This window comes from Pseudomonas sp. DW-iso17 (genome assembly GCF_058725345.1).
In genome coordinates, this window is the sequence record NZ_JBZXEA010000046.1 from 114,265 (window position 1) to 137,153 (window position 22,889).

General features: G+C 53.7%; 22 protein-coding genes. 13 read left to right on the forward strand and 9 right to left on the reverse strand.

Annotation, left to right across the window (positions count from 1 at the left end; genetic code table 11):
• The first annotated feature begins 1 nt into the window (after position 1).
• Genes AC4PS6_RS25560 through AC4PS6_RS25595 form a run of 8 tightly spaced genes read left to right on the forward strand, consistent with a single transcriptional unit; the run spans position 2 to position 7,756 of the window.
• Positions 2-382: a TIGR03750 family conjugal transfer protein gene (locus AC4PS6_RS25560; RefSeq protein WP_008437403.1), complete on the forward strand. Its 381-nt coding sequence runs from the start codon at positions 2-4 to the stop codon at positions 380-382.
• Positions 379-1,032 carry a PFL_4703 family integrating conjugative element protein gene (locus AC4PS6_RS25565; RefSeq protein ID WP_020302977.1) on the forward strand — a complete coding sequence of 218 codons (654 nt, stop codon included), beginning with the start codon at positions 379-381 and terminating at the stop codon, positions 1,030-1,032. The genes AC4PS6_RS25560 and AC4PS6_RS25565 overlap by 4 nt, the downstream gene beginning before the upstream one ends.
• Positions 1,032-1,934: a TIGR03749 family integrating conjugative element protein gene (locus tag AC4PS6_RS25570; protein ID WP_008437410.1), complete on the forward strand. Its 903-nt coding sequence runs from the start codon at positions 1,032-1,034 to the stop codon at positions 1,932-1,934. The genes AC4PS6_RS25565 and AC4PS6_RS25570 overlap by 1 nt, the downstream gene beginning before the upstream one ends.
• Positions 1,924-3,414, forward strand: a complete 1,491-nt coding sequence (locus tag AC4PS6_RS25575) for a TIGR03752 family integrating conjugative element protein (protein ID WP_024073352.1) — start codon at positions 1,924-1,926, stop codon at positions 3,412-3,414. Before AC4PS6_RS25570 ends, AC4PS6_RS25575 begins: the two co-directional genes overlap by 11 nt.
• Complete coding sequence (locus AC4PS6_RS25580; RefSeq protein WP_008437412.1) at positions 3,392-3,820, forward strand: TIGR03751 family conjugal transfer lipoprotein; 429 nt, start codon at positions 3,392-3,394, stop codon at positions 3,818-3,820. Before AC4PS6_RS25575 ends, AC4PS6_RS25580 begins: the two co-directional genes overlap by 23 nt.
• The gene (locus AC4PS6_RS25585) at positions 3,820-6,783 is read left to right on the forward strand and encodes a conjugative transfer ATPase (RefSeq protein WP_024073351.1); all 2,964 of its coding nucleotides are present in this window, start codon (positions 3,820-3,822) and stop codon (positions 6,781-6,783) included. The genes AC4PS6_RS25580 and AC4PS6_RS25585 overlap by 1 nt, the downstream gene beginning before the upstream one ends.
• A complete protein-coding gene (locus AC4PS6_RS25590) occupies positions 6,780-7,076 on the forward strand; it encodes a hypothetical protein (protein WP_008437414.1) in 297 nt (98 codons plus the stop codon). Before AC4PS6_RS25585 ends, AC4PS6_RS25590 begins: the two co-directional genes overlap by 4 nt.
• On the forward strand, positions 7,073-7,756 hold the full coding sequence (locus AC4PS6_RS25595) for a DsbA family protein (RefSeq protein WP_008437415.1): 684 nt from the start codon (positions 7,073-7,075) through the stop codon (positions 7,754-7,756). The genes AC4PS6_RS25590 and AC4PS6_RS25595 overlap by 4 nt, the downstream gene beginning before the upstream one ends.
• Positions 7,757-7,861: 105 nt before the next feature.
• Here AC4PS6_RS25595 and AC4PS6_RS25600 read toward each other — a convergent pair whose 3' ends face one another.
• The 8 genes from AC4PS6_RS25600 to AC4PS6_RS25635 all read right to left on the reverse strand — a co-directional run bounded on the left by AC4PS6_RS25600 (position 7,862) and on the right by AC4PS6_RS25635 (position 18,035).
• Positions 7,862-11,020 carry an efflux RND transporter permease subunit gene (locus AC4PS6_RS25600; protein ID WP_008437418.1) on the reverse strand — a complete coding sequence of 1,053 codons (3,159 nt, stop codon included), beginning with the start codon at positions 11,018-11,020 and terminating at the stop codon, positions 7,862-7,864.
• The gene (locus AC4PS6_RS25605) at positions 11,017-12,501 is read right to left on the reverse strand and encodes an efflux RND transporter periplasmic adaptor subunit (protein WP_008437420.1); all 1,485 of its coding nucleotides are present in this window, start codon (positions 12,499-12,501) and stop codon (positions 11,017-11,019) included. Before AC4PS6_RS25605 ends, AC4PS6_RS25600 begins: the two co-directional genes overlap by 4 nt.
• A complete protein-coding gene (locus tag AC4PS6_RS25610; protein ID WP_008437421.1) occupies positions 12,498-13,754 on the reverse strand; it encodes a TolC family protein in 1,257 nt (418 codons plus the stop codon). The genes AC4PS6_RS25605 and AC4PS6_RS25610 overlap by 4 nt, the downstream gene beginning before the upstream one ends.
• 99 nt (positions 13,755-13,853) lie before the next feature.
• The gene (locus AC4PS6_RS25615) at positions 13,854-14,195 is read right to left on the reverse strand and encodes a hypothetical protein (RefSeq protein WP_073844967.1); all 342 of its coding nucleotides are present in this window, start codon (positions 14,193-14,195) and stop codon (positions 13,854-13,856) included.
• Between the two features lie 74 nt (positions 14,196-14,269).
• Positions 14,270-15,208 (reverse strand): copper homeostasis membrane protein CopD, encoded by a 939-nt coding sequence (copD, locus tag AC4PS6_RS25620; protein ID WP_008437423.1) that lies wholly within the window; start codon positions 15,206-15,208, stop codon positions 14,270-14,272.
• A 3-nt stretch (positions 15,209-15,211) separates the two neighbouring features.
• Complete coding sequence (gene copC / locus AC4PS6_RS25625; protein WP_008437424.1) at positions 15,212-15,595, reverse strand: copper homeostasis periplasmic binding protein CopC; 384 nt, start codon at positions 15,593-15,595, stop codon at positions 15,212-15,214.
• A 359-nt stretch (positions 15,596-15,954) separates the two neighbouring features.
• Positions 15,955-17,343 (reverse strand): copper resistance membrane spanning protein CopS, encoded by a 1,389-nt coding sequence (copS, locus tag AC4PS6_RS25630; protein ID WP_008437425.1) that lies wholly within the window; start codon positions 17,341-17,343, stop codon positions 15,955-15,957.
• On the reverse strand, positions 17,340-18,035 hold the full coding sequence (locus tag AC4PS6_RS25635) for a heavy metal response regulator transcription factor (RefSeq protein ID WP_008437429.1): 696 nt from the start codon (positions 18,033-18,035) through the stop codon (positions 17,340-17,342). Before AC4PS6_RS25635 ends, copS begins: the two co-directional genes overlap by 4 nt.
• A 205-nt stretch (positions 18,036-18,240) precedes the next feature.
• On the opposite strand from AC4PS6_RS25635, the gene AC4PS6_RS25640 reads away from it, so the two are divergent.
• From AC4PS6_RS25640 to AC4PS6_RS25660, 5 genes are all read left to right on the forward strand, one after another.
• The gene (locus AC4PS6_RS25640; RefSeq protein WP_008437430.1) at positions 18,241-18,594 is read left to right on the forward strand and encodes a co-regulatory protein PtrA N-terminal domain-containing protein; all 354 of its coding nucleotides are present in this window, start codon (positions 18,241-18,243) and stop codon (positions 18,592-18,594) included.
• Positions 18,595-18,759: 165 nt separating this feature from the next.
• Complete coding sequence (locus AC4PS6_RS25645) at positions 18,760-19,296, forward strand: cupredoxin domain-containing protein (protein ID WP_008437431.1); 537 nt, start codon at positions 18,760-18,762, stop codon at positions 19,294-19,296.
• Positions 19,297-19,390: 94 nt separating this feature from the next.
• Positions 19,391-19,636, forward strand: a complete 246-nt coding sequence (locus AC4PS6_RS25650) for a DUF2933 domain-containing protein (RefSeq protein ID WP_032899631.1) — start codon at positions 19,391-19,393, stop codon at positions 19,634-19,636.
• A gap of 2 nt (positions 19,637-19,638) precedes the next feature.
• Positions 19,639-21,996: a heavy metal translocating P-type ATPase gene (locus tag AC4PS6_RS25655; RefSeq protein ID WP_024073349.1), complete on the forward strand. Its 2,358-nt coding sequence runs from the start codon at positions 19,639-19,641 to the stop codon at positions 21,994-21,996.
• Between the two features lie 111 nt (positions 21,997-22,107).
• Positions 22,108-22,308 (forward strand): heavy-metal-associated domain-containing protein, encoded by a 201-nt coding sequence (locus AC4PS6_RS25660; RefSeq protein ID WP_008437435.1) that lies wholly within the window; start codon positions 22,108-22,110, stop codon positions 22,306-22,308.
• A 30-nt stretch (positions 22,309-22,338) separates the two neighbouring features.
• Here the strand turns inward: AC4PS6_RS25660 and flgB are convergent, their stop codons facing one another.
• The gene (flgB, locus tag AC4PS6_RS25665) at positions 22,339-22,752 is read right to left on the reverse strand and encodes a flagellar basal body rod protein FlgB (protein ID WP_008437437.1); all 414 of its coding nucleotides are present in this window, start codon (positions 22,750-22,752) and stop codon (positions 22,339-22,341) included.
• Positions 22,753-22,889: the final 137 nt, after the last annotated feature.

The window sequence follows — 22,889 nt, forward strand, 5'->3', positions numbered from 1 at the left end:
CATGACAGAACTCTCAGACGATGGGACCCTGATTTTCCTCCCTGTGCGATTGAACAATCAGCCAGTCATCATGGGCGGCCTTACCGCTGACGAAATGTGGGCCACCTTGGCGTTGAGCACCGGCGCAGGGCTGGTTATCGGTATTCCGGCCGCGATATTGACCCAGATTTGGGCACTTATCATCGGCGCCGCCATGCTCTGTGCTGTCCTAGGGCTGTTTCTTGCCAGTCGTTTCTTGCGTCGGTGGAAACGCGGCCGACCTGATACATGGCTATACCGCCAGATGCAATTGAACATCGCGCGGTTCTTTCCTACCTGGAATAAAGCCCTGCTGATTACTCGTACAGGTGCGTGGACCTGTCATCGAACGGAGGTTCAATGACTTACCGTAAAAAAGTAGACGCCCAACTGGCCCACATTAACAGCCTGCGCATGGTCATTGGTTTTCTCATTGCCCTGGGTCTGTACATGGCTTATGGCTGGCAGAGCGCACCGCGTGACCTAACTGTTCATGTACCTCCAGATCTACGTTCAGGTAGCACCCGTAAGTGGTGGGATATTCCACCGGAGTCGGTATACGCCTTCGGTCTGTACATTTTTCAGCAGATGAACCGTTGGCCCGTTGACGGTGAAACCGACTACGAGGACAACATTACCCGCTTGGAAAGCTACCTGACTCCCAGCTGCAAAGCCTACTTGCAGAAAGATTTCGAGCTACGCCGCAATAGCGGGGAACTGCGCAAACGTGAGCGGGGTGTATTTGAAATTCCAGGCAGAGGCATCGACGATAAGTCTGAGCAACATATTGAACAGCACAGCATCAATGACTGGACCGTCAACCTGGACATCACCGCTGACGAGCACTACGGCGGGGAGCGCGTAAAGCGGGCATTTGCTCGCTATCCGTTAAGAATTATCCGATTCGACGTCGATCCCGAAAAAAACCCATTCGGCTTGGCCTGGGACTGTTATAGCAGTAATCCACAACGCATCGAAGTCTCCGCAGAAACGACCAGAGCAGGAGGCAAATGATGACACGCCGCCTACTGATCATCGGGCTCGTAGCCCTTCACTTCTGCGGGTTGGCCAACGCCGTCGAAATCCTGCGCTGGGATCGTATCCCTATAGCACTGCCCTTGATCGTGGGTCAGGAGCGTATTGTCTTTGTGGACCAAAACGTACGGGTGGGTCTGCCTCGTAACCTCGTCGACAAACTGCGCGTGCAGAGCACCGGTGGTGCCCTCTACCTGTTGGCGAAAGAGCCGATTGAACCGACTCGCTTACAGCTGCAGAACATGAACTCCGGTGAGATCATGCTCGTGGATATCATCGCAACGGTAGGGAAACCAAATCAGGTCGCATCCGAGCCGGCTAAAATTGTAGCCGGGGACAGTCCCGCCCCGCGTTACGGCCAAGTCAACGCCAAACCTACAAGCAACCATTCAACTTCTTCCACGGCCCAAGCCAGCGCTCAAGCCGAGGAGGATGAGGACGCGCCGAAACCGCGTCGTGAGACCCCTCTTCCGGTGGTCATGACGCGCTATGCCGCACAGATGCTTTACGCGCCCCTACGCACCGTTGAGCCCGTGGAGGGGATTGCTCAGATCAATCTGAAGCGCGGTTTGGACCTCACCACCCTAATGCCGATATTGCCGGTCGAAGCCTCTGCGTTGGGGTCGTGGCGGTTAGACGAGTATTGGGTCACGGCGGTGAAGCTACGTAACACAAGCGCCCAAAACCTCACATTGGATCCGCGTGACCTGATGGGTGACTTTGTCACCGCGACTTTTCAGCATCCCTACCTTGGCGCCAAAGGTGATTCCAGCGACACCTCGACGGTCTACTTGGTGACCCGTGGTCATGGTCTAGCCGAATCGTTATTGCCGGCCGCCATCAGCCAGATCGATCCGAAGGGAGGCCGTCGTGAAGAGTAATCCACTTGTTAAATACCTGGTCATACCGTTCGCGATCCTGGCGATATACGTAGTGGTCAAATTATTCAATCGCGAAAGTGCCGACCAACAGGTTCATGCGCCGGAAACGGTTGTACTTAGTACGAAGGAGGCTAAAAAGCTTGGGGTTGACGGAGATACACCCAGCGACACATTGCGCACCATTGTCGTGGAAAGCAGACAACTCAAGGACCAAGTCTCCAATGCTTTGAAGAACAATGACGAACTAAAGCAACAGAACATCGAGCTGCAAAAACGCCTGCAGAACATCGACCTCAACGTCGATAACAAACTGCAGAACGTTCAGCAAACGATGAAGCAGGAGGCGCAACAACAGAGCCAAACCCTCTTGGACACACTGCAGCAGCAGTACAATACCCTGAGCAGCAAATCGGGCAGTGGCAATGAGTCTGGATCTGATTTGCCGATCGGCTTCGGCGTTCAGCCAGGTGACGGTCAAGGCTTCAAAGGCGGACCTGGCGCGGACGTTGTTTGGATAGAGCCGCAGGACGCAACGCCGGTCGATGTCAACGGCAAGCCCATCGCTGCAGGGACAAATCAAACGGCAAGCGGCTTCAACTTCCCGACCTCTTTTGGCGAGTCCGTGGACCGAGGACAAAATGCACTGCGCACGGGCGCTCAAAGTGTTGCGAATGAAATCTCGCCACAGGAGGCCCGCAAACAGGTGCGCAAGGTCTACACCTTGCCGCAGAACTCGACATTGATGGGTTCGGTGGCCATGTCCGCGCTGATCGGCCGGGTGCCCATTGACGGCACTGTCAACGACCCCTACCCGTTCAAGGTATTGATCGGGCCGGACAATCTCACGGCCAACGGCATCGACTTGCCCGACGTCGCCGGCGCGGTGGCCAGCGGAACGGCTTCCGGCGATTGGACCCTGTCTTGCGTACGCGGTCAGATCAAAAGCCTGACGTTCGTCTTCAATGACGGCACTGTGCGCACGCTGCCACAACCTCAGGAAGAAACGAATAGCAGTCAAAATAGTAACAATCAGAACAATGGCAACCAAACCACCATTCAGGGTGGCCTGGGCTGGATAAGCGATGCCTATGGCATTCCTTGTATCAGTGGCGACCGCAAAAGCAACGCCTCGCAATACATTGGCTCGCAGGTACTGATTACCGCCGCCGGCGCAGGTGCTGCCTCCCTCATCAAGTCAGATGGAAACAGCGGCTCTTTTATAAACCCTCAGTCCGGGACCATCGGTTCTGTCGGCGGCTCGGGCAGTGAAGCCATGGGCAAAATTATTGGCCAGGGCGTCAATGACGTCTCCAGCTGGGTCAACAAACTCTACGGGCAAGCCTTCGCAGCGGTGTATGTACAACCCGGGGCAAAGATAGCTGTGCACCTGGACCAGCAACTGACCATCGATTACGAACTCAATGGCCGCAAGGTCAACTATCGCTCAGGAGCCCGTCATGTTTCGACTGCGCTTGACTAATCATGGCTTAAAACTAGGTGCATACCTGGCCATCGCCCTACTCGCCTCGGCCTGTTCCACCAACAAAGACGAATTGCTCCCCCATGGGGACCGCACAATGATGGACGTTTGGGATCAAGGCTCCAGCGGCTCAAGCAGCTCGAGCAGCCGCCAATTGCTCGATGCACGCCAAGATCTTCGTCGGCCTCTGGAGACGAGGGAAACAGACAACACCATGTTCACACGTACCGCACAAAACGAGATCTACAGCCAATTTAAACGCCTACCCAATCCCGACCTGGTGATGTACGTCTTTCCTCATTTAGCGGGTTCAGACCCGGCACCGATCCCAGGCTACACCACGGTGTTTCCGCTGTATCAGCGGGTGCAATACGCCATGCCTGGCGAACGCACGGAGGCATATTGATGGGTTTTTTTGAACGATTCAAAACGCGACGGGCGACAGAGCGTGTGGAACCTGGCGTAACACCAGGTTCGCCGTTATCTGACGATGTGCAGGGACCAGCAACCGAGACGTTTGAGGCTGCTACAGAGCGTTACTACGAACGCCTTGCTGCCATGGGTATTCCCTCGCCGAGCGATTGGCGTAACCCAAAGAAAAAGCCAGCCACAACCGCTGATGCTGACCGTCTATACCACGTCAACCCCTCCTTCGTAGACCTACTGCCGTGGGTAGATTACCTGCCTGCAGAAAAAGCCATGCTATTGGAAGACGGCGTGTCTCGTGCTGCCTTTTTTGAGCTGACACCGATTGGTACTGAAGGTCGGGATCCCGAATGGTTACGCAAGGCCCGCGACGCCCTGGAAAACGCCCTCCAGGACTCCTTCGACGAGCTTGAAACCTCACCCTGGGTGGTTCAGCTCTATGCCCAGGACGAAACCAGCTGGGACGATTACCTTCAGCAACTGCATGACTACGTTCAACCACGCGCACAAGGCAGTGCATTCACCGAGCTTTATTTGAAGCTGATGAAGCAACACCTGGAATCCATCTCCAAACCAGGCGGGCTGTTTGAAGACACCAAGGTCAGCCAACTGCCCTGGAGGGGCCAACAGCGCCGCGTCCGTGTTGTTGTCTACCGCCGTACCCAAGGCGCGCAAGCGGATGTGCGAGGCCAGGCACCAGGTCCTTACCTGAAAATCATCTGCGATCGCTTGGTGGGCGGCTTGGCGAACGCCGGCATTAAAACCCATCGCATGGATGGCCACGCCATTCGCCATTGGCTGATTCATTGGTTCAATCCACGTCCCGATCATCTTGGCCCTGCCGATGCAGATATTCGCCGCTTCTACGAATTGGTGTGCAAGCAAGCACCTGGTGCTGCAGAGGGCGAGCTGCCGCTCGCCAGCGGCACTGACTTCTCGCAAAACCTGTTTTATCGCGAACCACTGTCAGATATAGAGAAAGGTCTGTGGTATTTCGACGGCCTTCCCCATCAGGTGGTGATGCTTGACCGCTTGAGGGATGCTCCCAAGACCGGGCACTTAACCGGTGAAACCCGAAAGGGCGGTGATGCGCTCAACGCACTGTTCGACAAAATGCCAGAGGACACCATTCTCTGTATCACTCTCGTGATCACCCCGCAGGACATTCTCGAAGGGCATCTGGAACAGCTTTCACGCAAGGCAGTTGGAGACACTCAGGCCTCGATCCTGACACGCGAAGACGTCGCCACCGCCCGTCAGTTGCTCGGGCGCAAGCACAAGCTGTACAGAGGTAGCGTAGCGTTTTACCTGCGGGGTAAAGATGATGCCCAGCTGCACGAACGCAGTTTGCAACTCAGCAGCGCATTGCTGGGTGCGGGCATGGAGCCGGTGGAACCTCGGGATGAAGTGGCACCGCTGAACTCCTACCTTAGATGGCTACCCGGCAACTTCGACCCCAATGCGCGCAAAGCACTGGAGTGGTACGCACAACTGATGTTCGCCCAACACATTGCGAACCTGGCCCCCGTCTGGGGTAGGTCGACCGGAACCGGGCACCCGGGTATTACCCTGTTTAACCGTGGGGGAGCGCCGATAACCTTCGACCCGCTGAACAAGCTGGACCGGCAGATGAACGCGCATTTGTTCATTTTCGGGCCTACGGGTTCAGGTAAATCGGCCAGCGCGACAAACATCCTTAGCCAAATCATCGCCATCTATCGGCCACGTCTATTCATTGTGGAGGCTGGCAACAGCTTCGGCTTACTCGGTGATTTCGCCAAAAAGTTGGGTTTGACGGTAAACCGGGTTCGACTTGCACCTGGATCGGGTGTCAGCCTCGCGCCATTCGCTGATGCCGTGAAGCTCATCGAACCCAGCCAAAACGTGAAGATTATCCAAGCTGATGATCTTGAGGCGTCGGACGAACATCTGACTAGCCAGACCGAGGATGAACAACGCGACATCCTGGGCGAGATGGAAATTGCGGCCAGGCTGATGATCACCGGTGGTGAAGAAAAAGAGGATGCCCGTCTTACTCGTGCCGACCGTAGCGCCATCCGCCAATGCATACTGAATGCAGCGAAAAAATGCGTGACGGAGCAACGTATCGTTCTGCCGGAAGATATCCGTGAAGCGCTGCGAGAAATGGGACTCGAGCCCGGTATTCCAGACGCCCGAAGCTCACGATTCTTGGAGATGGCGGAAGCCTTGTCCATGTTCTGTATGGGCACCGAAGGCGACATGTTCAACCGTCCTGGCACCCCATGGCCAGAAGCGGACATTACCATTGTCGACCTTGCCACCTATGCGCGAGAAGGCTATAGCGCACAGATGGCCATCGCTTATATTTCCCTGCTCAACACGGTCAACAACATTGCCGAGCGTGACCAGTTTAAAGGCCGTCCGCTGATCTGCTTCACCGACGAAGGCCACATCCAGTTGAAGGTCCCACTCCTATCCCCCTACTCCGTCAAGATTACCAAAATGTGGCGAAAGCTCGGCGCCTGGTTCTGGATGGCCACCCAGAACGTTGACGACGTGCCGCCAGAGGCCTCAGCCCTGCTCAACATGATCGAGTGGTGGATGTGCTTAAACATGCCGCCTGATGAGGTGGAGAAGATCGCGCGGTTTCGTGAACTGACTCCTGCACAGAAGTCGATGATGCTGTCAGCGCGTAAAGAAAGCGGCAAATTCACCGAGGGCGTCGTGTTGTCCAAAAGCATGGAAATGTTATTCCGGGCGGTACCACCGAGTTTGTATCTGGCCCTGGCCATGACCGAGCCGGAAGAGAAAAAGCAACGCTTCGACATCATGCAAGCCAAAGGCTGCAGCGAGCTGGATGCGGCCATTGAAGTTGCTGCAACGCTTGACCGCTATCGCGGTATCGAACCTCACATCATTACTTTCCCCGAGCAAGTCACGGCCTTGGAGCGCCAAGCATGAGAGCATTGAATTCCCTGACCCAGAACCTTATAGAAAGTCTGACCCAGCTGCTTGAACAACCGGGTGAAGACGCCCTTCAAACCCTTGAGGTGTGTGCCCCCGTTTTGATAGAGCAACTGCAACAGGTTTTGGTTCGTGCGGTGGATCGTCGTGACATCGAGTCCCAACTTCACGCGGTGTTAGCCAATTGGCTGCTACAGCACCCACAACCCGAGAATGCTGAGAACGCTCTTCTTGAGGCCCTTCGTAAACAAGCGCTGCTTTCATCGAAGCCAGCAGAGGCTCGGGCATGATAGGCCTTCGCAAATATTGGTTGATGCTGGGGTGCGTTTTGGCAGGCACATCGATGGCCTGCTTAGCCCTCACTCGAAGTGAGATACCATCCCCGCACAACACAGGCCCGTGGTTGTTTGGTCCTTCCAAAGCACGCTGGACTGTGACTGAGTTCGCGGATCTGGAGTGCCCCTACTGCAAGACGTACACACCTGCGTTGAAAACCTGGATACAGCAGCAGAAGGATGTAAACCTGCAGTGGCATCATCTGCCACTGGATGTGCACGGTCCGACCGCATTACACGAAGCCAAGCTCGCTGAATGTGCGGGGGCGCTTGGTGGCGCACCTGCCTTCTGGCAAGCCATTGACCAGATTTTTGACCGGACCCGTAGCAACGGTGAGGGTTTCAATGGGCATCTGAACGTCGTTGATGTTACTTACCAGGACTTATTGTCCTGTGCAGCTACCGACAAAGTGATCGCCCGGCATGTTGGCCAACAGGTCGAGGAGGCCCTCAAAGCGGGCATTACGGCAACTCCTACTGTGATAATTAAAGACAACACGACTGGCAGCTCCGTAAAGCTTGAGGGACCAGCTGACGGGGTATTGTTATTATCAGCTCGTGATTGGCTGGCTCAAAAAAAGAGCTGCGACGCTCTGCAAAAGTCGAACGTTAAATCACTTAGCCATTGTCATTAAATGAGCTTGCATTCCATTCATACATTTTCATGCCCGGCATGTCCTACGCGTGGGCCGAAAGAGACAGCGCAAATACGGTGTTTGCAACTGCAATCAGGGTCAGTTTCATACGACTTTTTCTTGAGGATTGATGGGCTCAACTGAGAGGTGCCGGCGACGCATCAGTCGATAGGCTGCCGGAATGACAAACAGCGACAGCAAGGGCGCGGTAATCATGCCTCCAACCATGGGTGCCGCAATTCGGCTCATCACCTCGCTGCCGGTCCCGCTGCCCAGCAAAATGGGTAACAAGCCAGCAATGATGACAGCCACAGTCATGGCTTTGGGCCGAACGCGCTGGACAGCGCCTTCACGAATCGCGGCCATCAGCCCGTGCTCGGTCCTATCGCCGAGGTCTTCACGCTCAGCCCAGGCGTTCTTCAGATAAAGCAGCATAATTACGCCAAATTCGGCAGAAACACCGGCCAAAGCGATAAAGCCGACACCAGTGGCGACCGACAGGTTGAATCCCAATAGATAGAGAAACCATACCCCACCAGTCAGTGCGAATGGCAGAGTGGCCATGATCAGCAAGGCCTCATCGAAGCGAGCAAAGGTTAAATAAAGCAGCACGAAGATGATCAACAGCGTGGCAGGCACCACCAGCTTGAGTCGTGCGTTGGCCCTTTCGAGAAATTCGAACTGTCCTGCGTAGCTCAGGCTCATACCAGGCTGCAACTTAACCTGCTCGCTGACGACCCGTCGTAGATCGGCGACTACCGAAGCAATATCCCGTCCCCGCACGTCGATATACACCCAGCCTGAAGGTCGGGCGTTCTCACTCTTAAGCATCGGCGGACCATCGCTGACCTTGATCTTCGCAACGGTGCCAAGAGTGATCTGGCTGCCTAGAGGGGTATAGATAGGTAACTGCTCCAGAGCGCCGAGTGAATCCCGCCACTCACGAGGGTAACGTACGTTAATTGGGAAACGAGCCAACCCTTCAATCGTCTCCCCGACGTTTTCACCGCCGATTGCGCCGGCCACGATCGATTGCACATCGGCAATATTTAACCCATAGCGGGCCGCAGCTTTACGATCGATATCCACATCAATATAGCGGCCACCGGTCAGTCGTTCGGCCAACGCTGAACTCACACCTGAGACATCCTTGGCAACACGTTCGATGGCTTGGGTGACGGCATCGATCTCCGTCAGGTTGGTACCGGCAACCTTCACACCAATAGGGCTTTTTATGCCAGTGGCCAGCATGTCGATGCGGTTACGAATCGGCGGTATCCAGATGTTGGTCAATCCTGGGACACGCACCGCTTGGTCTAGCTCCTCAACGAGCTTTTCCTGGGTCATGCCTGGGCGCCACTGTTCGTGTGGTTTGAATTGGATGGTGGTTTCGAACATTTCCAAAGGTGCTGGGTCAGTCGCGGTTTCAGCGCGGCCGGCTTTGCCGAAAACGTGTTCGACCTCTGGAACTGTCTTTATCAGACGGTCAGTCTGTTGAAGCAGTTGCGCGGCCTTCTGCGCCGATAATCCAGGCAGAGCTGATGGCATATAGAGCAGGTCCCCTTCGTCCAGCGGGGGAAGAAACTCACCACCCAGACGAGAGATCGGCCACAACGCGCTGACAAAGACTAGCAACGCAACCAGCAGCGTTATTTTAGGTCGATGTAATACGGCGTCCAGAGCGGGTTCGTAGATCCGGATCAACCAGCGATTTAGCGGATTCTGCTGCTCATTGGGAATTCGTCCACGAATCCAATACCCCATCAACACCGGTACGAGAGTTACCGACAGTCCAGCCGCTGCGGCCATAGCGTAGGTTTTGGTGAACGCCAATGGACCGAATAGACGTCCTTCCTGAGCCTCCAGCGTGAACACCGGAATGAACGACAGGGTGATGATCAGCAGACAGAAGAACAATGCAGGTCCTACCTCGGCAGCCGCTTCAGTCATCACGTGCCAATGACGTTCACCTTTCAGTTCCTCCCCAGGATTGGCCACGTGCCAAGCCTCGACCTTCTTGTGGGCATTTTCAATCATCACCACGGCAGCGTCGACCATAGCGCCGATGGCGATGGCAATCCCGCCAAGGGACATGATGTTGGCGTTGATACCCTGATAGCGCATCACGATGAAGGCGATCAGCACCCCAACCGGCAGGGAAATGATTGCCACCAGAGATGAACGCAGGTGCCAGAGAAAGATTCCGCAGACCAACGCGACGACGATGAACTCTTCGATCAGCTTGTGGCTGAGGTTTTCCACGGCACGATCAATCAACTTGCTGCGGTCGTAGGTGGTGACGATTTCAACCCCCGCCGGCAGACTGCTTTTCAGCTCGTCGAGTTTGGTTTTGACCGCCGCAATGGTTTCACGAGCATTCTTCCCGCTGCGCAGAATCACCACGCCGCCGACGGTCTCACCTTCACCGTCGAGTTCGGTAATGCCTCGACGCATCTCAGGCCCTAACTGAATCGTGGCAACATCGCCCAACGTGACCGGCACACTGCCCGCGCCCAGTTTGAGCGGGATGGCGCGAAAGTCATTGAGCGTCTTTAGGTAGCCGGAAGCTCGTACGATGAACTCTGTCTCCGCCATTTCCAGCACGGCTCCACCGGTTTCCTGATTGGCTTTGCCGATCGCCTCGGTCACCTCAGACTGCGTGATACCCAAGTTCGCCAACTTTAGCGGATCGAGCTGGACCTGATACTGTTTGACCATGCCACCTACGGTGGCAACTTCCGCAACGTTCGGCAGCGTCTTGAGCTCGAATTTGAGAAACCAGTCCTGTAGGGCTCGCAGTTGCGCCAGATCGTGCCCACCGCTGCGATCAACCAACGCGTACTGGAAAATCCAGCCAACGCCAGTGGCATCAGGTCCTAAGGCTGGCTTAGCACTGGCTGGTAGGCGGCTTTGTATCTGGCTCAGGTATTCCAACACCCGCGAGCGGGCCCAGTACAAGTCAGTTCCGTCTTCGAACAGCACATAAACGAAGCTGTCGCCAAAGAAGGAGTAACCGCGCACAGTCTTGGCCCCAGGTACCGAGAGCATGGTGGTTGCCAGTGGATAGGTCACCTGGTTTTCGACGATCTGTGGGGCTTGGCCTGGGTAAGGTGTACGGATAATTACCTGAACATCCGACAGGTCTGGCAATGCATCGATGGGCGTACTTTGAACCGCCCAGATCCCCCATGCCGTGACGAACAGCGTCGCCAGCAACACAAGAAAGCGGTTGGCCACCGACCAGCGAATAAGGGCCGCAATCATGGCTGGCCCCCAGAGCGTTCCAGACGTTCAACACGCAGACCATCGTCCGTCTGGCTAACAGCGATCCGAACCTTGTCGCCCGTTTTTAGGCCCTTCATCAGAGCAGGAGTGGCGAGAGGGAAAGTCATCGTCATGCCTGGCATACCCAATGTCTTGAAGGGACCGTGGGCGAGCGTGACTTCTTTGTCGTTGATCTCAACGATCTGACCATCGGCCTCATGCAAAGCGCCAACGGGCATAGTAGATGGCGAAACGTCCAATGAGCTTGCGACAACGCCCTTGAGACTGGCCTCCGAGTCGAGCAGGAACTGGCCAGAGGTCACCACTTTCTGCCCCTCTTCCAAGCCTTTCAATATCGCCGTCTTGCCATCGTTATCCTGGCCTAGCTGCACCTCCACCGGGCGATATCGACCAGCGTCTTCAGAGAGCATGACCAACGCACGTCGACCGGTACGAATGACGGCCTCGCTCGGCACCCACAGAACACTTTGCTCCGTTGAACGATTGAGGCTTACCTGTGCGGTCAAACCTGGTCTGAGTCGGCCATCTGGATTGGGTAACTCAACTCGAACGCGAAGTGTGCGACTGTCCGAACTGGTTTCCGGAAGAATCGCACTGACGACGCCCTTGAGCACAACTCCAGGGAATGCGGATAAACGCGCTTCAGCTGCTTGCCCTACTACGATTGACCCAGCTTCCGCCTCTGGTACAGCCACGGCCAGCCAGACACTGCTCAAACCATTAACACGAGCCAACGTCTCGCCTGCGGCCACCGTCATACCTTCACGCACACTCAGCTCTTGAAGCACACCACCAATAGGGCTGGTCAGCGTCAGGTTCGATTGAACTTTGCCAGTGCGCTCAACTTGAGCAATTAACGTAAGTGGCATTCCGGTTAGCCGCAGTCGCTGCCGGGCCGCTGTCAGCAAGCCAGCATCGCCACTACGCTTGAGGGCGAGAAATTCCTCCTGAGCAGCTGCCCACTCCGGCACCAAGATATCTGCCAAGGCGGCATTCGCTTTCAGCACATCACCAGGTGCGTGGGCATACACACGCTCGACAAAACCCGCTGTACGGGCCTGAATGACTGCAACGTCCCGTTCGTTGAAGGCCAGCACACCTACCACGTTCAGTGTCGAGGCAAATACGCCTCGACTGACACTAGCCAGTCGCACACCAAGGTTCTGAGTCAGGCTTGGATCAATTCGAATGGCAGCGCTGTCCCCCTTGGTATCTGCGTATTGAGGGATCATCTGCATGTCCATGAAGGGTGACTTACCCGGTTTATCGAATTTCTGTTGTGGGTACATGGGATCATACCAATACAGAACTTTTCGATCGGCAGAGGCTTTGGGTTCATGATCCGGTACGACACCAGCTACTCCGCTCATTCGCGGTTGGGCTAACCAGTAACCCCCGGCAACACCCAAGGCAATCGAGATGCCGATGATTAAAGTCCCTTTCCATAATTTAAAAATCATTGAGCGGACTCCCCGTAAGAGAAATACAGGCGAGCGCTGGTCAGGGCACGTTGCTCTTCAACGTCAACCTGCTTGAGACGGGCTTCGATGAGTTCGCGTCGGGCGGCAACAACCGAGTTCAAATCACCCTTGCCGGAGCGGTAGCTGGCCATCGTGAGTTCGACCTTTTCTTTAGCCAACGGCAACAAGCTTTCCTGATTACGGCTGACTGCACGATTGAGGCGCTCGTAGTCAGCCAACTCATCCTCCAGTTGCTGGGTATGCTCGCGTGACAGGGCTTCGCGCTCAGCCTCAAGCTGGTTTAGTTCGGCGTGCTTGGCCGCAATCTTGGGGTTTTGCCGAGAGTTAGGGAACAGCGGGAGATCCCATGAAAACTGCACGCTGACCATGTCACCGAATTGTTGGCCTCGGTGCTGATAATCGAATTCCCAGCTCCAGTCAGACTGCTTTTCCGCCTCAGCTTCACGGATCTTGGCTTGTGCTTCACGGGTCATCGGCACAAAAGCCGCTAATTCGGGGTGATGTTGCAGCTTATGGGAGTAACCTGAGGTCTCAATAGGCCAATCAGGCAAACCGCCTACCGGTTTGTCATCGGCGGCAGGGCCAATCCAGCGCTTGAGGGCGGCCCGGGCCTGTGCACGTTGACGAACTAAATCATCCTGCTGCTCAGCCAGTTGAGCAGCTTCCTGTTTAGGTGTCACCGCATCGGCGGGTTGGGCTCGGCCACCCGCAATCTGAGCTCTGACGGTATCGGTCAGAAGACGGTTTTCTTTGTAGAAGTCCTGGAACAACGCATCTTTACGCTCAACCGAGTAGCTTCTGATCCAGGCTAATGCCGTGGACTGTCGGACGTTCAGACGCGCCACTCGACGCTCGGCTGACGCTCGATCAACAGCCGCATCCGCGACCTCGATACGTGCTTTGCGCTTGTCGCTGTTGGGCATCTCCTGCCTAATCCCGACCACTTGCATGGTCATGAAGTCCTGGTCGATGCTCCATCTGTCGGGTCCACCAATGGGGTAGTTCTGCACGCCCAGCAGTAGCTTGGGATCGGGTAGTTCGCCGGCGGGAATGGCCGCGCTAGTGGCTGCTTGAATTTTGGCGTCTTGTGCGGTCAACGATGGTGCATTGTTTTCGGCCAGACGCAGCGCTTCATCGAATGTCAATGCGCTAGCGAAGCTCGGCAATGCAAGTACGCTTGCCGCCAGGCCGGCCAGGAAGGACCAACCTGTGCAACAGCACTTGGAGTTCATGTTCACGATTCCTGTGATGATCCACCGCGCGCTTCATAAGACATGCGCGCAGATATGCCATCCCGCTAACGCGGAATGAGGCTCAGTGTGGTACAGGAATCAAGTACGTGGGGGTCGCCATACCCCTGAAGAGGTTTGTACGAGCGGGAAATGGCTGGAGAATGATAGAATGAGAGGACTGGACAGGGTGATAGGAGGCTTGATGATCGATACTTGCAACATGCCGCCAGTTTTGCATTCCTGACCGGGCTTACAAGGTTTGCCATGCTCGGTGGGACTTTTCATGTCGTGGCAGCAGTCTTGCCCCATACCATCCATCATCGCCATGCCCATGGTTTTCATCGGGCATGGTTCAATCGATGTCTGAACACCCGCCATCCCGCTGAGGGGAAGCGCCAAGCTAATCAGGAAAATTAGGCAAAACCGCAGGTAGCGTTTCATGAGCTGGAGTGTAGACGGTGCAAATGGCCCTTACAATTCACCCTTGAGACTCCTTAGTCGGCCATCACCAACCGCTATGCCGCGCTCATTTCCATGACCGGGCTTAAAGTACCTAACCATGCGACTAGACAAATAATGATGACTGCCATTGAAAATTCGAGCTTCATGCTACGGCGCAAGGCATTGACCGCGACAGCATAGTCTCCATTTCGAACAGAACGTTCCAAGAGCGGGCTTAGGTGAAAACGGTTGAGCGTCGCTAATACGATCATCCCGGCAAAGAGCAGGACCTTCAAAAATAGCAACTCGCCATAAGTGCTGAGCATCACCTCATCGAGATTTGGCCCAACGATAAATAGGTAGTTCGCCACTCCCGTAATGCTGATGATCACTACAATCACCGCGCCGGCCGATTCAAACCCTGTCAGTACCCGAGCAAGAATTCGTGCTTCTCGCTCACCTTTCAGTGATTTCAAACGCAGCAGCAGGGCAAATGCCGCTAGCGCACCCAACCAACCGCCTGCGGCCAAAAGATGGAAGATATCGCTAATAAAGTGCCAGTAGCGACGGCTCCCCTCGTCCATTGCTCCGTGCCCTGTCCATGCCAGCGTCGCTAGCGCAATCGCGCCACAGACAGTGACAATCCAAAGACTCAGTGTTGGAAAGCGCTTGTTCAGGGAAACGCCAATAATGGCCGTCACCAACGCCCCTATTCGGACCATCCAGGTCAAACCGACGTCAGTCCCCATGAGAACCATTTGAAAGATATGGTGATGTAGCTCCATGAAACCCGACACGCCACTCATTGCTTTCGCAAGTAACAACATGGCGGCAAGGGACAGAGCTACACCTACAGCAGAAGTACTGTAAAGAAGCGACTCAAAATTCAAAACTGTTCCCGATATTCTTTCTTTTCCCCTGAGGCTATAAAGACCAAAAATTGCCAGTCCAAATAACAGCATCAGGTCGAAATAAAGAGCAAAGCGAACAACGATATTTAATGAGTCGCTCATGAATCATTTCACTTTGAAAGAAAAGTTGCCGGTAATCGGGTGAGTGTCCGAGGAAACGGCACGCCATTCGACTTTGTAAGTACCCGTGGTCAATGGCGATGCGGGTGTAATAACCATCGTCTTCGGATCACCGCCACCTGCCACGTTAGCTTTTACGCCCATAGGTGAATTCGGCATACCAGGCATATCGGTCATAATCAGCTTTGCACCAGAGAACTGAGTCGTTAGATTCTCAGAAAAGTGCAGTTCGATTTTAGACGGAGCCGCCGCATCCGATCCTTCAGCGGGAGTAGAAGAAACCAGCTTTGGATGCGCCTGAGCAACTGCACTCAGAAGCAAACCCGCAGTCAGCGCAACAGCTACGGTGGTAGTTTTAAGGAATGACATGCAAGACTCCTGACAGCAAAAGCTGTTGGTTCTAGGTTTTTAGGGAATATCTAGTTTTTTACTTTTTGACGCTCGTTAAAACCACTGACGAATACCTAGCAAATTCCGTGTTCTAGGGCCGGCTGGACAGGGAGGAATCACAAGATTTCCAACGTCACAGTGCGAGTACACGATGCCACATGAACGCAAACTGTTCGATTACATTTCAGTCAGCTTGGGGCGGGTTTTTGGCACTGATCTGCCCGGATACGGCGCCAAATACGCGACTTTCTTTGGAACGCTCCAAGAGTTTTCTCTCATCCAAAAACGATCCTATTGAGCTAACCACATGTTGCCTGCATACATATGAACAAGGTGTCTTAGACCTTTCTTGCATCAGCACATGGGAGTTCAATATGAAAGGCTGTTATTCCGTTTAACGACGTACACCATATTTTTCCGTCATGCGCTTCAATGATAGATCGAGTAATCGATAAACCTAGCCCTGCATTACTTGGACTTCCTTCTCTGCGAGCTGGGTCCACGCGATAAAATCGATCAAACAGCTTTTCAAGATGCTCGGACGCAATGGGCTCTCCCGGGTTCTCCACAGAGACTGATATTGAAGTTCCTTTCTGCCGAATATCGACAGTAATACACTTTCCTTCGGGGGTGTACCGGAGCGCATTTGAGAGCAGATTAGAGATGGCCCTGTCGAGCATGAGTACGTCACCTCGGACGCTACCCCTGCCTGTGACCTTCAGGTCGATCCCTCGCTCATCAGCCAGCAAACGGTAGTACTCGAGTAATTTCTCTACTACTGCTACCAGGTCAATCGGTTTGTTTTCATGTGTAATTAGACCGTTATCTGATTTCGCTAGAAAAAGCATGTCATCAATCATACGTCCCATACGTTTCAAGTCATCAAGATTTGAGTACAGATTGTCCTCGTAGTCCTCAATATTTCTTTTTCTAGATAAAATCACTTCAGTGTGAGTCATCAAATTGCTAACGGGTGTCCGTAATTCGTGAGCAATGTCCGCAGAGAAGTTCGATAAACGAACAAACGCATCGTCCAGTCTAGATAACATTGCGTTGAACGAGAGCACCATCTGCTGGAGCTCTTGGGGAACGGGACCTAATGGAATACGCTCTTTGAGCGATTTAGCTGACATCGAAGCTGCTACCTGAGTGACTAGGCGAATAGGTCGTAGTCCACTACGCGCTACCATCCAGCCCAGTGCAGCACTGACCAGCGCGCTTATCACCAGTCCTATCCAAAACCATCGTTCAAGCGTCTCGAAGAAGGCCATATGTTGAGTAACATCAAAGATCAACATCACTGTCAATGGCTTGTCCTGCCCCGTCACTATGGCTTGCGCCGTCACGCCTCGAAATATCTGCTCCTGGTCTCGCCACTCCCAGACATTGCTGTTTGTGACCGTTCGGAAGTCTTCAGGAACTACGATCGGACCTGGGTCAGCAAACAGGAGCTTACCGTCACCATCGATGATAAGAGCTGTCAAATCACGATGAGCACCAAGCAGTGCCTCCAGCTCAGGCTTAACATCACTGAATTGATCAATGCTGTTCAACCCAGTCAAAATTCTTTGCGTCGAGTGAAGCTTTTCGTTCAGCGCCTGCTGATCCAGCATCTTGAAATGATGCCGGCTGAGGTTGTTAAAACTGAGTCCAGCGACGGTGAGCACAGCCGTTACAGCTAGCATGAACATCAGGCTCATGCGCGTAGTCAGGGACATTCGCTTCATTCCGACCCCGTCCCCGAATCCGGCGCATCCAGCATGTACCCCATGCCTCGAGAGGTGTGGATAAGCTTGACCTCAAAATCATCATCAATCTTTGCTCTGAGCCTCCTGACAGCAACCTCGATGACGTTAGTATCGCTGTCAAAGTTCATGTCCCAGACCTGGGAAGCAATAAGCGACTTGGGCAGAACCTCACCTCGACGACGGAGCAGCAATTCGAGCAACGCAAACTCTTTGGCCGTTAGATCTATACGTTTGCCTGCGCGGATAACCCTGCGTTTGAGGAGGTCCACCTCCAAATCAGCCAATTTCATATGGGTTTGGGAGGGGGCAGTGGTACCTCTACGCAGCAGCGTTCTGACGCGAGCCAGCAATTCAGAAAATGCGAAGGGTTTGATCAGGTAATCGTCAGCCCCCAGCTCAAGTCCTTTTACCCGATCCTCAACTCGGTCTCGCGCCGTGAGGAAAAGCACAGGGACATTTTTTCCGGATGCTCTCACTTTCTGAAGTACTTCCCAGCCATCCAGCCCAGGCATCATCACATCGAGAATCAGCAGGTCATACGCCTCGCTCAAGGCGTGCTGAAGCGCGTCTTTGCCATTGGTAAAACGATCAACATTGAACCCCGCCTCGGTGAGTCCTTGCTGCAAATAAATACCTATTTTGGGTTCGTCTTCCGCAACCAGAAGTCTCATGGGGATGGCTCTCGAATAATTGTGAGGCTGAGTCTGCAATGAAATGCCTCTGCCAACCAGCAACTGACAGAAAAGTAATATTGGCTTCAGGTAGATGTCAGCGAGTGCTGTCTAGGGTTCGAGCATGAGTACTTTCTGGTGCTCGACCGACTCTTAACCATGAAAGCTAGAGGAGCCGGAAAACAAATCAAAAAGGAGCTTCCTCATGAACCGTTTAAAAGTCCTATTCTTTGCTAGTTCGATACTCATCTCAGCATCTGCGTTGGCTGAAGGTGGTGCAGATCGGATTATGGAGCGCATGGAAAGCCTGCGCGATAAAGCCGAAGCGACCTTGGTACAAGCTGAAAAAGCTCCTGAAGGGCAGCGCCATGTTCACATGGCCGAGCATATGAAAATACTGGGCGAGATCATGGGCCAGCTTCATCTAGATCATCCAAAAGCATCAATGTCACCTCAGGAACATCTCGCCTGGATGGAAAAACACGACGCCATGGTTGATGACGTTTTGAACCAAATGCAGCGCGAGCACAAACTGATGCTTTCTGAGAACCATCAGTAACCGAATAACTCCTACGGGGCTCTCTGAACCGCCCACTAGACACGGCGTCATCTGGGCGCCGTGTTTTCTCAGGAAAACTGACAGAAATGTAGTGTTCAAGTCAGTTAACGCTCAGCTCTATCCCTTTAGCATAGCTAGTATTTTCCACTGGCTCTCGAGGTCACCATGAAAACTAAGCTCATTACTCCAGTTATTGCGGCAATCACCCTACTCCTCGGCGCTACGGCGATGGCCAGCGTAGGTCATGGGAAAGAGGATATCGGTCAGCCTGGAGTCGCCTCAGAGGTCACTCGCACGGTTGATGTAGAGATGGGTGATATTTTCTTCAAAACTAAAAGCATCGACGTAAAGCCCGGTGAAACGGTTCGCTTTGTACTTCACAACAAAGGGGCGTTGCTGCACGAGTTCAATATCGGCCAAGCCGCTGCTCACGCGGCGCACCAAAAAGAAATGGCGAGCATGTTCCAGAATGGAACGCTTACACCCACCGGAACTGGAAAAATGTGGGGCAACATGGGCCATAGCATGGGAGGCATGAAGATGGTTGGAATGGAACACAACGACCCGAATAGCGTGCTGATCGAGCCAGGGGCAACCAAGGAGTTGATCTGGACCTTCAACAACACAACTGGACTTCAATTTGCCTGCAACGTGCCAGGTCATTACCAGTCGGGGATGGTCGGTCAATTTGACTTGAAGTAAGCCTGAACCGACCGCTAAAACCGCGTCGACGCAAGAGTTCGCTATGCTCTGAGGCAGAGATCAGAGCAACACGCTCACACACGGGGTCTAGATCATGGATAAGCATCAGCATCCGGCTGGAAGCACCTCCCCACCATTTTGGAGGCGCAAAACAGGCGTTGTACTGATCATGCTCATTGCGATCGGTGCCTTTTACGGGGTGCGGGAACATTTCACCCACGTTTATCCGTATTTGCCCTACCTCATCCTGTTGATCTGTCCATTGATGCATTTTTTTGGACATGGACATGGCGGACATGACCATGGCGATCAGGCAGGAACCAACAAGGAAGAGAAATAGCTATGCCCACTCCACCGAGCCACCACGATCACGGTCCCGCCCACGCTGCCTCACCCAATGACGGTGGTCTACGCGACCCGGTGTGCGGTATGGCGGTTATACCTCCAAGTAAATTTGGCGAGTCTTACCAAGGACAGACGTATCAATTTTGTAGCCAGAAATGCCAAGAGAAATTTCGGGCAGATCCAGAACGCTACATTGGTAATCATCCCAGCGCTGAACCCAGCAGCGCCGCTATAGAGCCCACGCTACAGGTAGCCACTGAGTTTACCTGTCCTATGCACCCGGAAATAAGACAGCCAGGGCCCGGCAATTGCCCTAAATGTGGCATGACATTAGAGCCCGTCATGCCCGCGCTTGATGACGATGACAAACCCGAGCTCCTGGATTTCACCCGCCGCTTTTGGTGGTCGCTGCCTTTAACCGTAATGGTGGCCCTTCTAGCCATGGCGGGTCACTCATTACAAATCTTCCATGGTTCGGTTCAAAACTGGATCGAGTTCGCTCTTGCCACTCCGGTCACCTTATGGGCAGGTTGGCCCTTTTTTGTAAGAGGCATAGCATCCGTTAGAAATCGCAGTCCAAACATGTGGACTCTGATTGGTTTAGGTACTGCCGCAGCCTATCTTTACAGCGTCGCGGCAACCCTATTTCCCCAAAGTTTTCCCACCACCTTCATGCAAGATGGACGCATCGGCGTCTACTTCGAAGCCGCTGCGGTCATCATCTCGCTCACCTTGCTTGGGCAGATTCTTGAGCTCAAAGCACGGTCACAAACCTCCGCCGCCATTAAGTCCCTTCTTGGCCTATCTCCCAAGACTGCACGCAGGATCAACGCCGATGGTCAGGAGGAAGACATTCCTCTTACCCATGTTCACTTGGGAGACCATTTGCGGGTCAGACCTGGTGAAAAAGTGCCAGTTGATGGCTCTGTACTCGAGGGAGAAAGTGCGGTGGATGAATCCATGCTCACTGGTGAACCTGTGCCGGTCATGAAAAGAGCAGGGGATAGTCTGATCGGTGCCACGCTTAATACTCATGGAAGCTTGGTGATGGAGGCGCGAAAGGTCGGCGCTGACACCATGCTGTCGCAGATAGTACAAATGGTCGCACTAGCCCAACGCTCCAAAGCGCCCATGCAACGAATGGCCGACTCGATCGCCGGCTACTTTGTGATGGCGGTTATCGCGATTGCGTTGCTGACCCTCATAGGTTGGGGACTGTTCGGCCCGGAACCCAGCTGGGTCTTCGGCCTGATCAACGCTGTCGCCGTGCTTATCATCGCTTGTCCCTGTGCTCTGGGTCTGGCAACGCCCATGTCGATCATGGTTTCGACGGGTAAAGCCGCCAGTATGGGTGTGCTGTTCAGAGATGCCAGTGCCATCGAAAACCTTTGCAAGATCGACACACTGATTGTCGATAAAACGGGAACCCTGACAGAGGGACGGCCGGTATTTCACAGTGTGGAGGCCACACCAGATTTCAACCCACGCGATGTGCTTCAACTGGCCGCTAGCCTTGATCAAGGCAGCGAACATCCTTTGGCACACGCCATCGTCGATCACGCCCGAACTGAAAATATTGCGCTCACCAAGCCTGAATCGTTTGAGTCCGGCTCAGGGATTGGGGTGAGTGGTCTCGTTGATGGCAAGAAAGTACAGCTGGGCAACACTGCACTGATGGAAGCTGCCGGCGTGAGCACAAAGGTCTTACAAGAACGTGCAGAGTTGTTGCGCCTTGAAGGCATCAGCATCATCTATCTAGCAGTTGACGGGGTCTTGGCAGGATTACTAGCGGTCTCAGACCCGATAAAACCGACCTCTAAAGAAGCAGTCACCAAGCTTAAGGCTGATAACGTAAAAATCATCATGGCCACGGGAGACGGGCTCACCACCGCACGTGCTGTCGCCAAGGAGATGGGTATTGAAGAGGTTCATGGTGAAGTGAAACCTCAGGACAAGGAGCGCCTGGTGGCGGACCTCCAGCAATCCGGTCGAAAGGTTGCCATGGCCGGCGACGGTATCAACGACGCACCGGCCTTGGCGCGAGCAGATGTGGGCATTGCCATGGGTACAGGGACTGACGTCGCGATGAATAGCGCGCAGCTCACGCTGGTAAAAGGCGACCTGATGGGGATTTTACGGGCACGGGCACTTTCGGTTGCAACGGTAAAAAACATGCGGCAAAACTTGGGGTTCGCCTTCCTTTACAACTCAATGGGTATTCCCCTCGCCGCAGGCCTGCTCTATCCACTGACGGGGCACCTTCTGTCTCCAATGATTGCTGCGTTAGCCATGAGCGTCAGTTCTGCGTCTGTAGTTTTCAATGCTTTGAGGCTGAGGAATACCCGAATTGAATGAGCGTAACCGATGCTCACAGCCCGCTATACATAACTCTTGACCTTACCGTGGTGTCAACGTTGATCTTGTTGTTGCGGTGAAAATAGACTGCTCAGCACAAGAGGAATAACCATGTTCGTCTTAAACGTATCAGGCATTGGTTGCGGTAGCTGCGTCAGCAAAATCACCAAAGCAATTCAGTCACTGGACAGCGAGGCTATGATTTCCGTGGATCGCGCAGCAGGTAAGGTAAGCGTTGAAAGCAGTGAAAACCCAGAGCAAGTCCGTAAAACTGTCGAAGCACTCGGTTTCCCTTCCCAAATCAGCGCCTGAGGCGCTGATTCCCTCGCTGGGTAAAGTTTATTATTCACCTCGCAGAGCTTTAAGTAGCCCCTTAAATGCTCCATTTAATCTAGTAAAGGCGGTTTCGAAATGAATTTCATTTTCCGTATACTTTGCGACCTCGACCTGTTGATCCACAGTATTTTGATCAATGGAAGGTTGGTTCGGCGTACTGTAAAGCAAAGCACCGCCGTGAATATCACTTACTAATTCGTTTACGGCAATATGTTTTGGGTTTGTTGTTTTTAAAGAGAACGGAGTAGCCAAACCTCCTTTTGTTTGGCTAGCCAGTACAGCAGAAAAGTCCAAGTCCCTGGCCTTAAAGTTAGGAGTGTCGGCATTAGCGATATTATTGCTAAGTACCTCAGCTCGTTGGCTGCGAAAACGTAATGCTCTTTCTGCGGAGCCAAGCGCTTTGTCAAAATTAATACTCACCGGTGGCCACCTTTAGTTACGCTGCCATTTAATTCCCACCTATCGAACACTCAAGTGCTTAACGTAGTGCGTCCGAGCCGATGTATGATTTCAGCGAAAAACTCAAAAAACGCCACGCCATCGTGCAGTGACCGGAA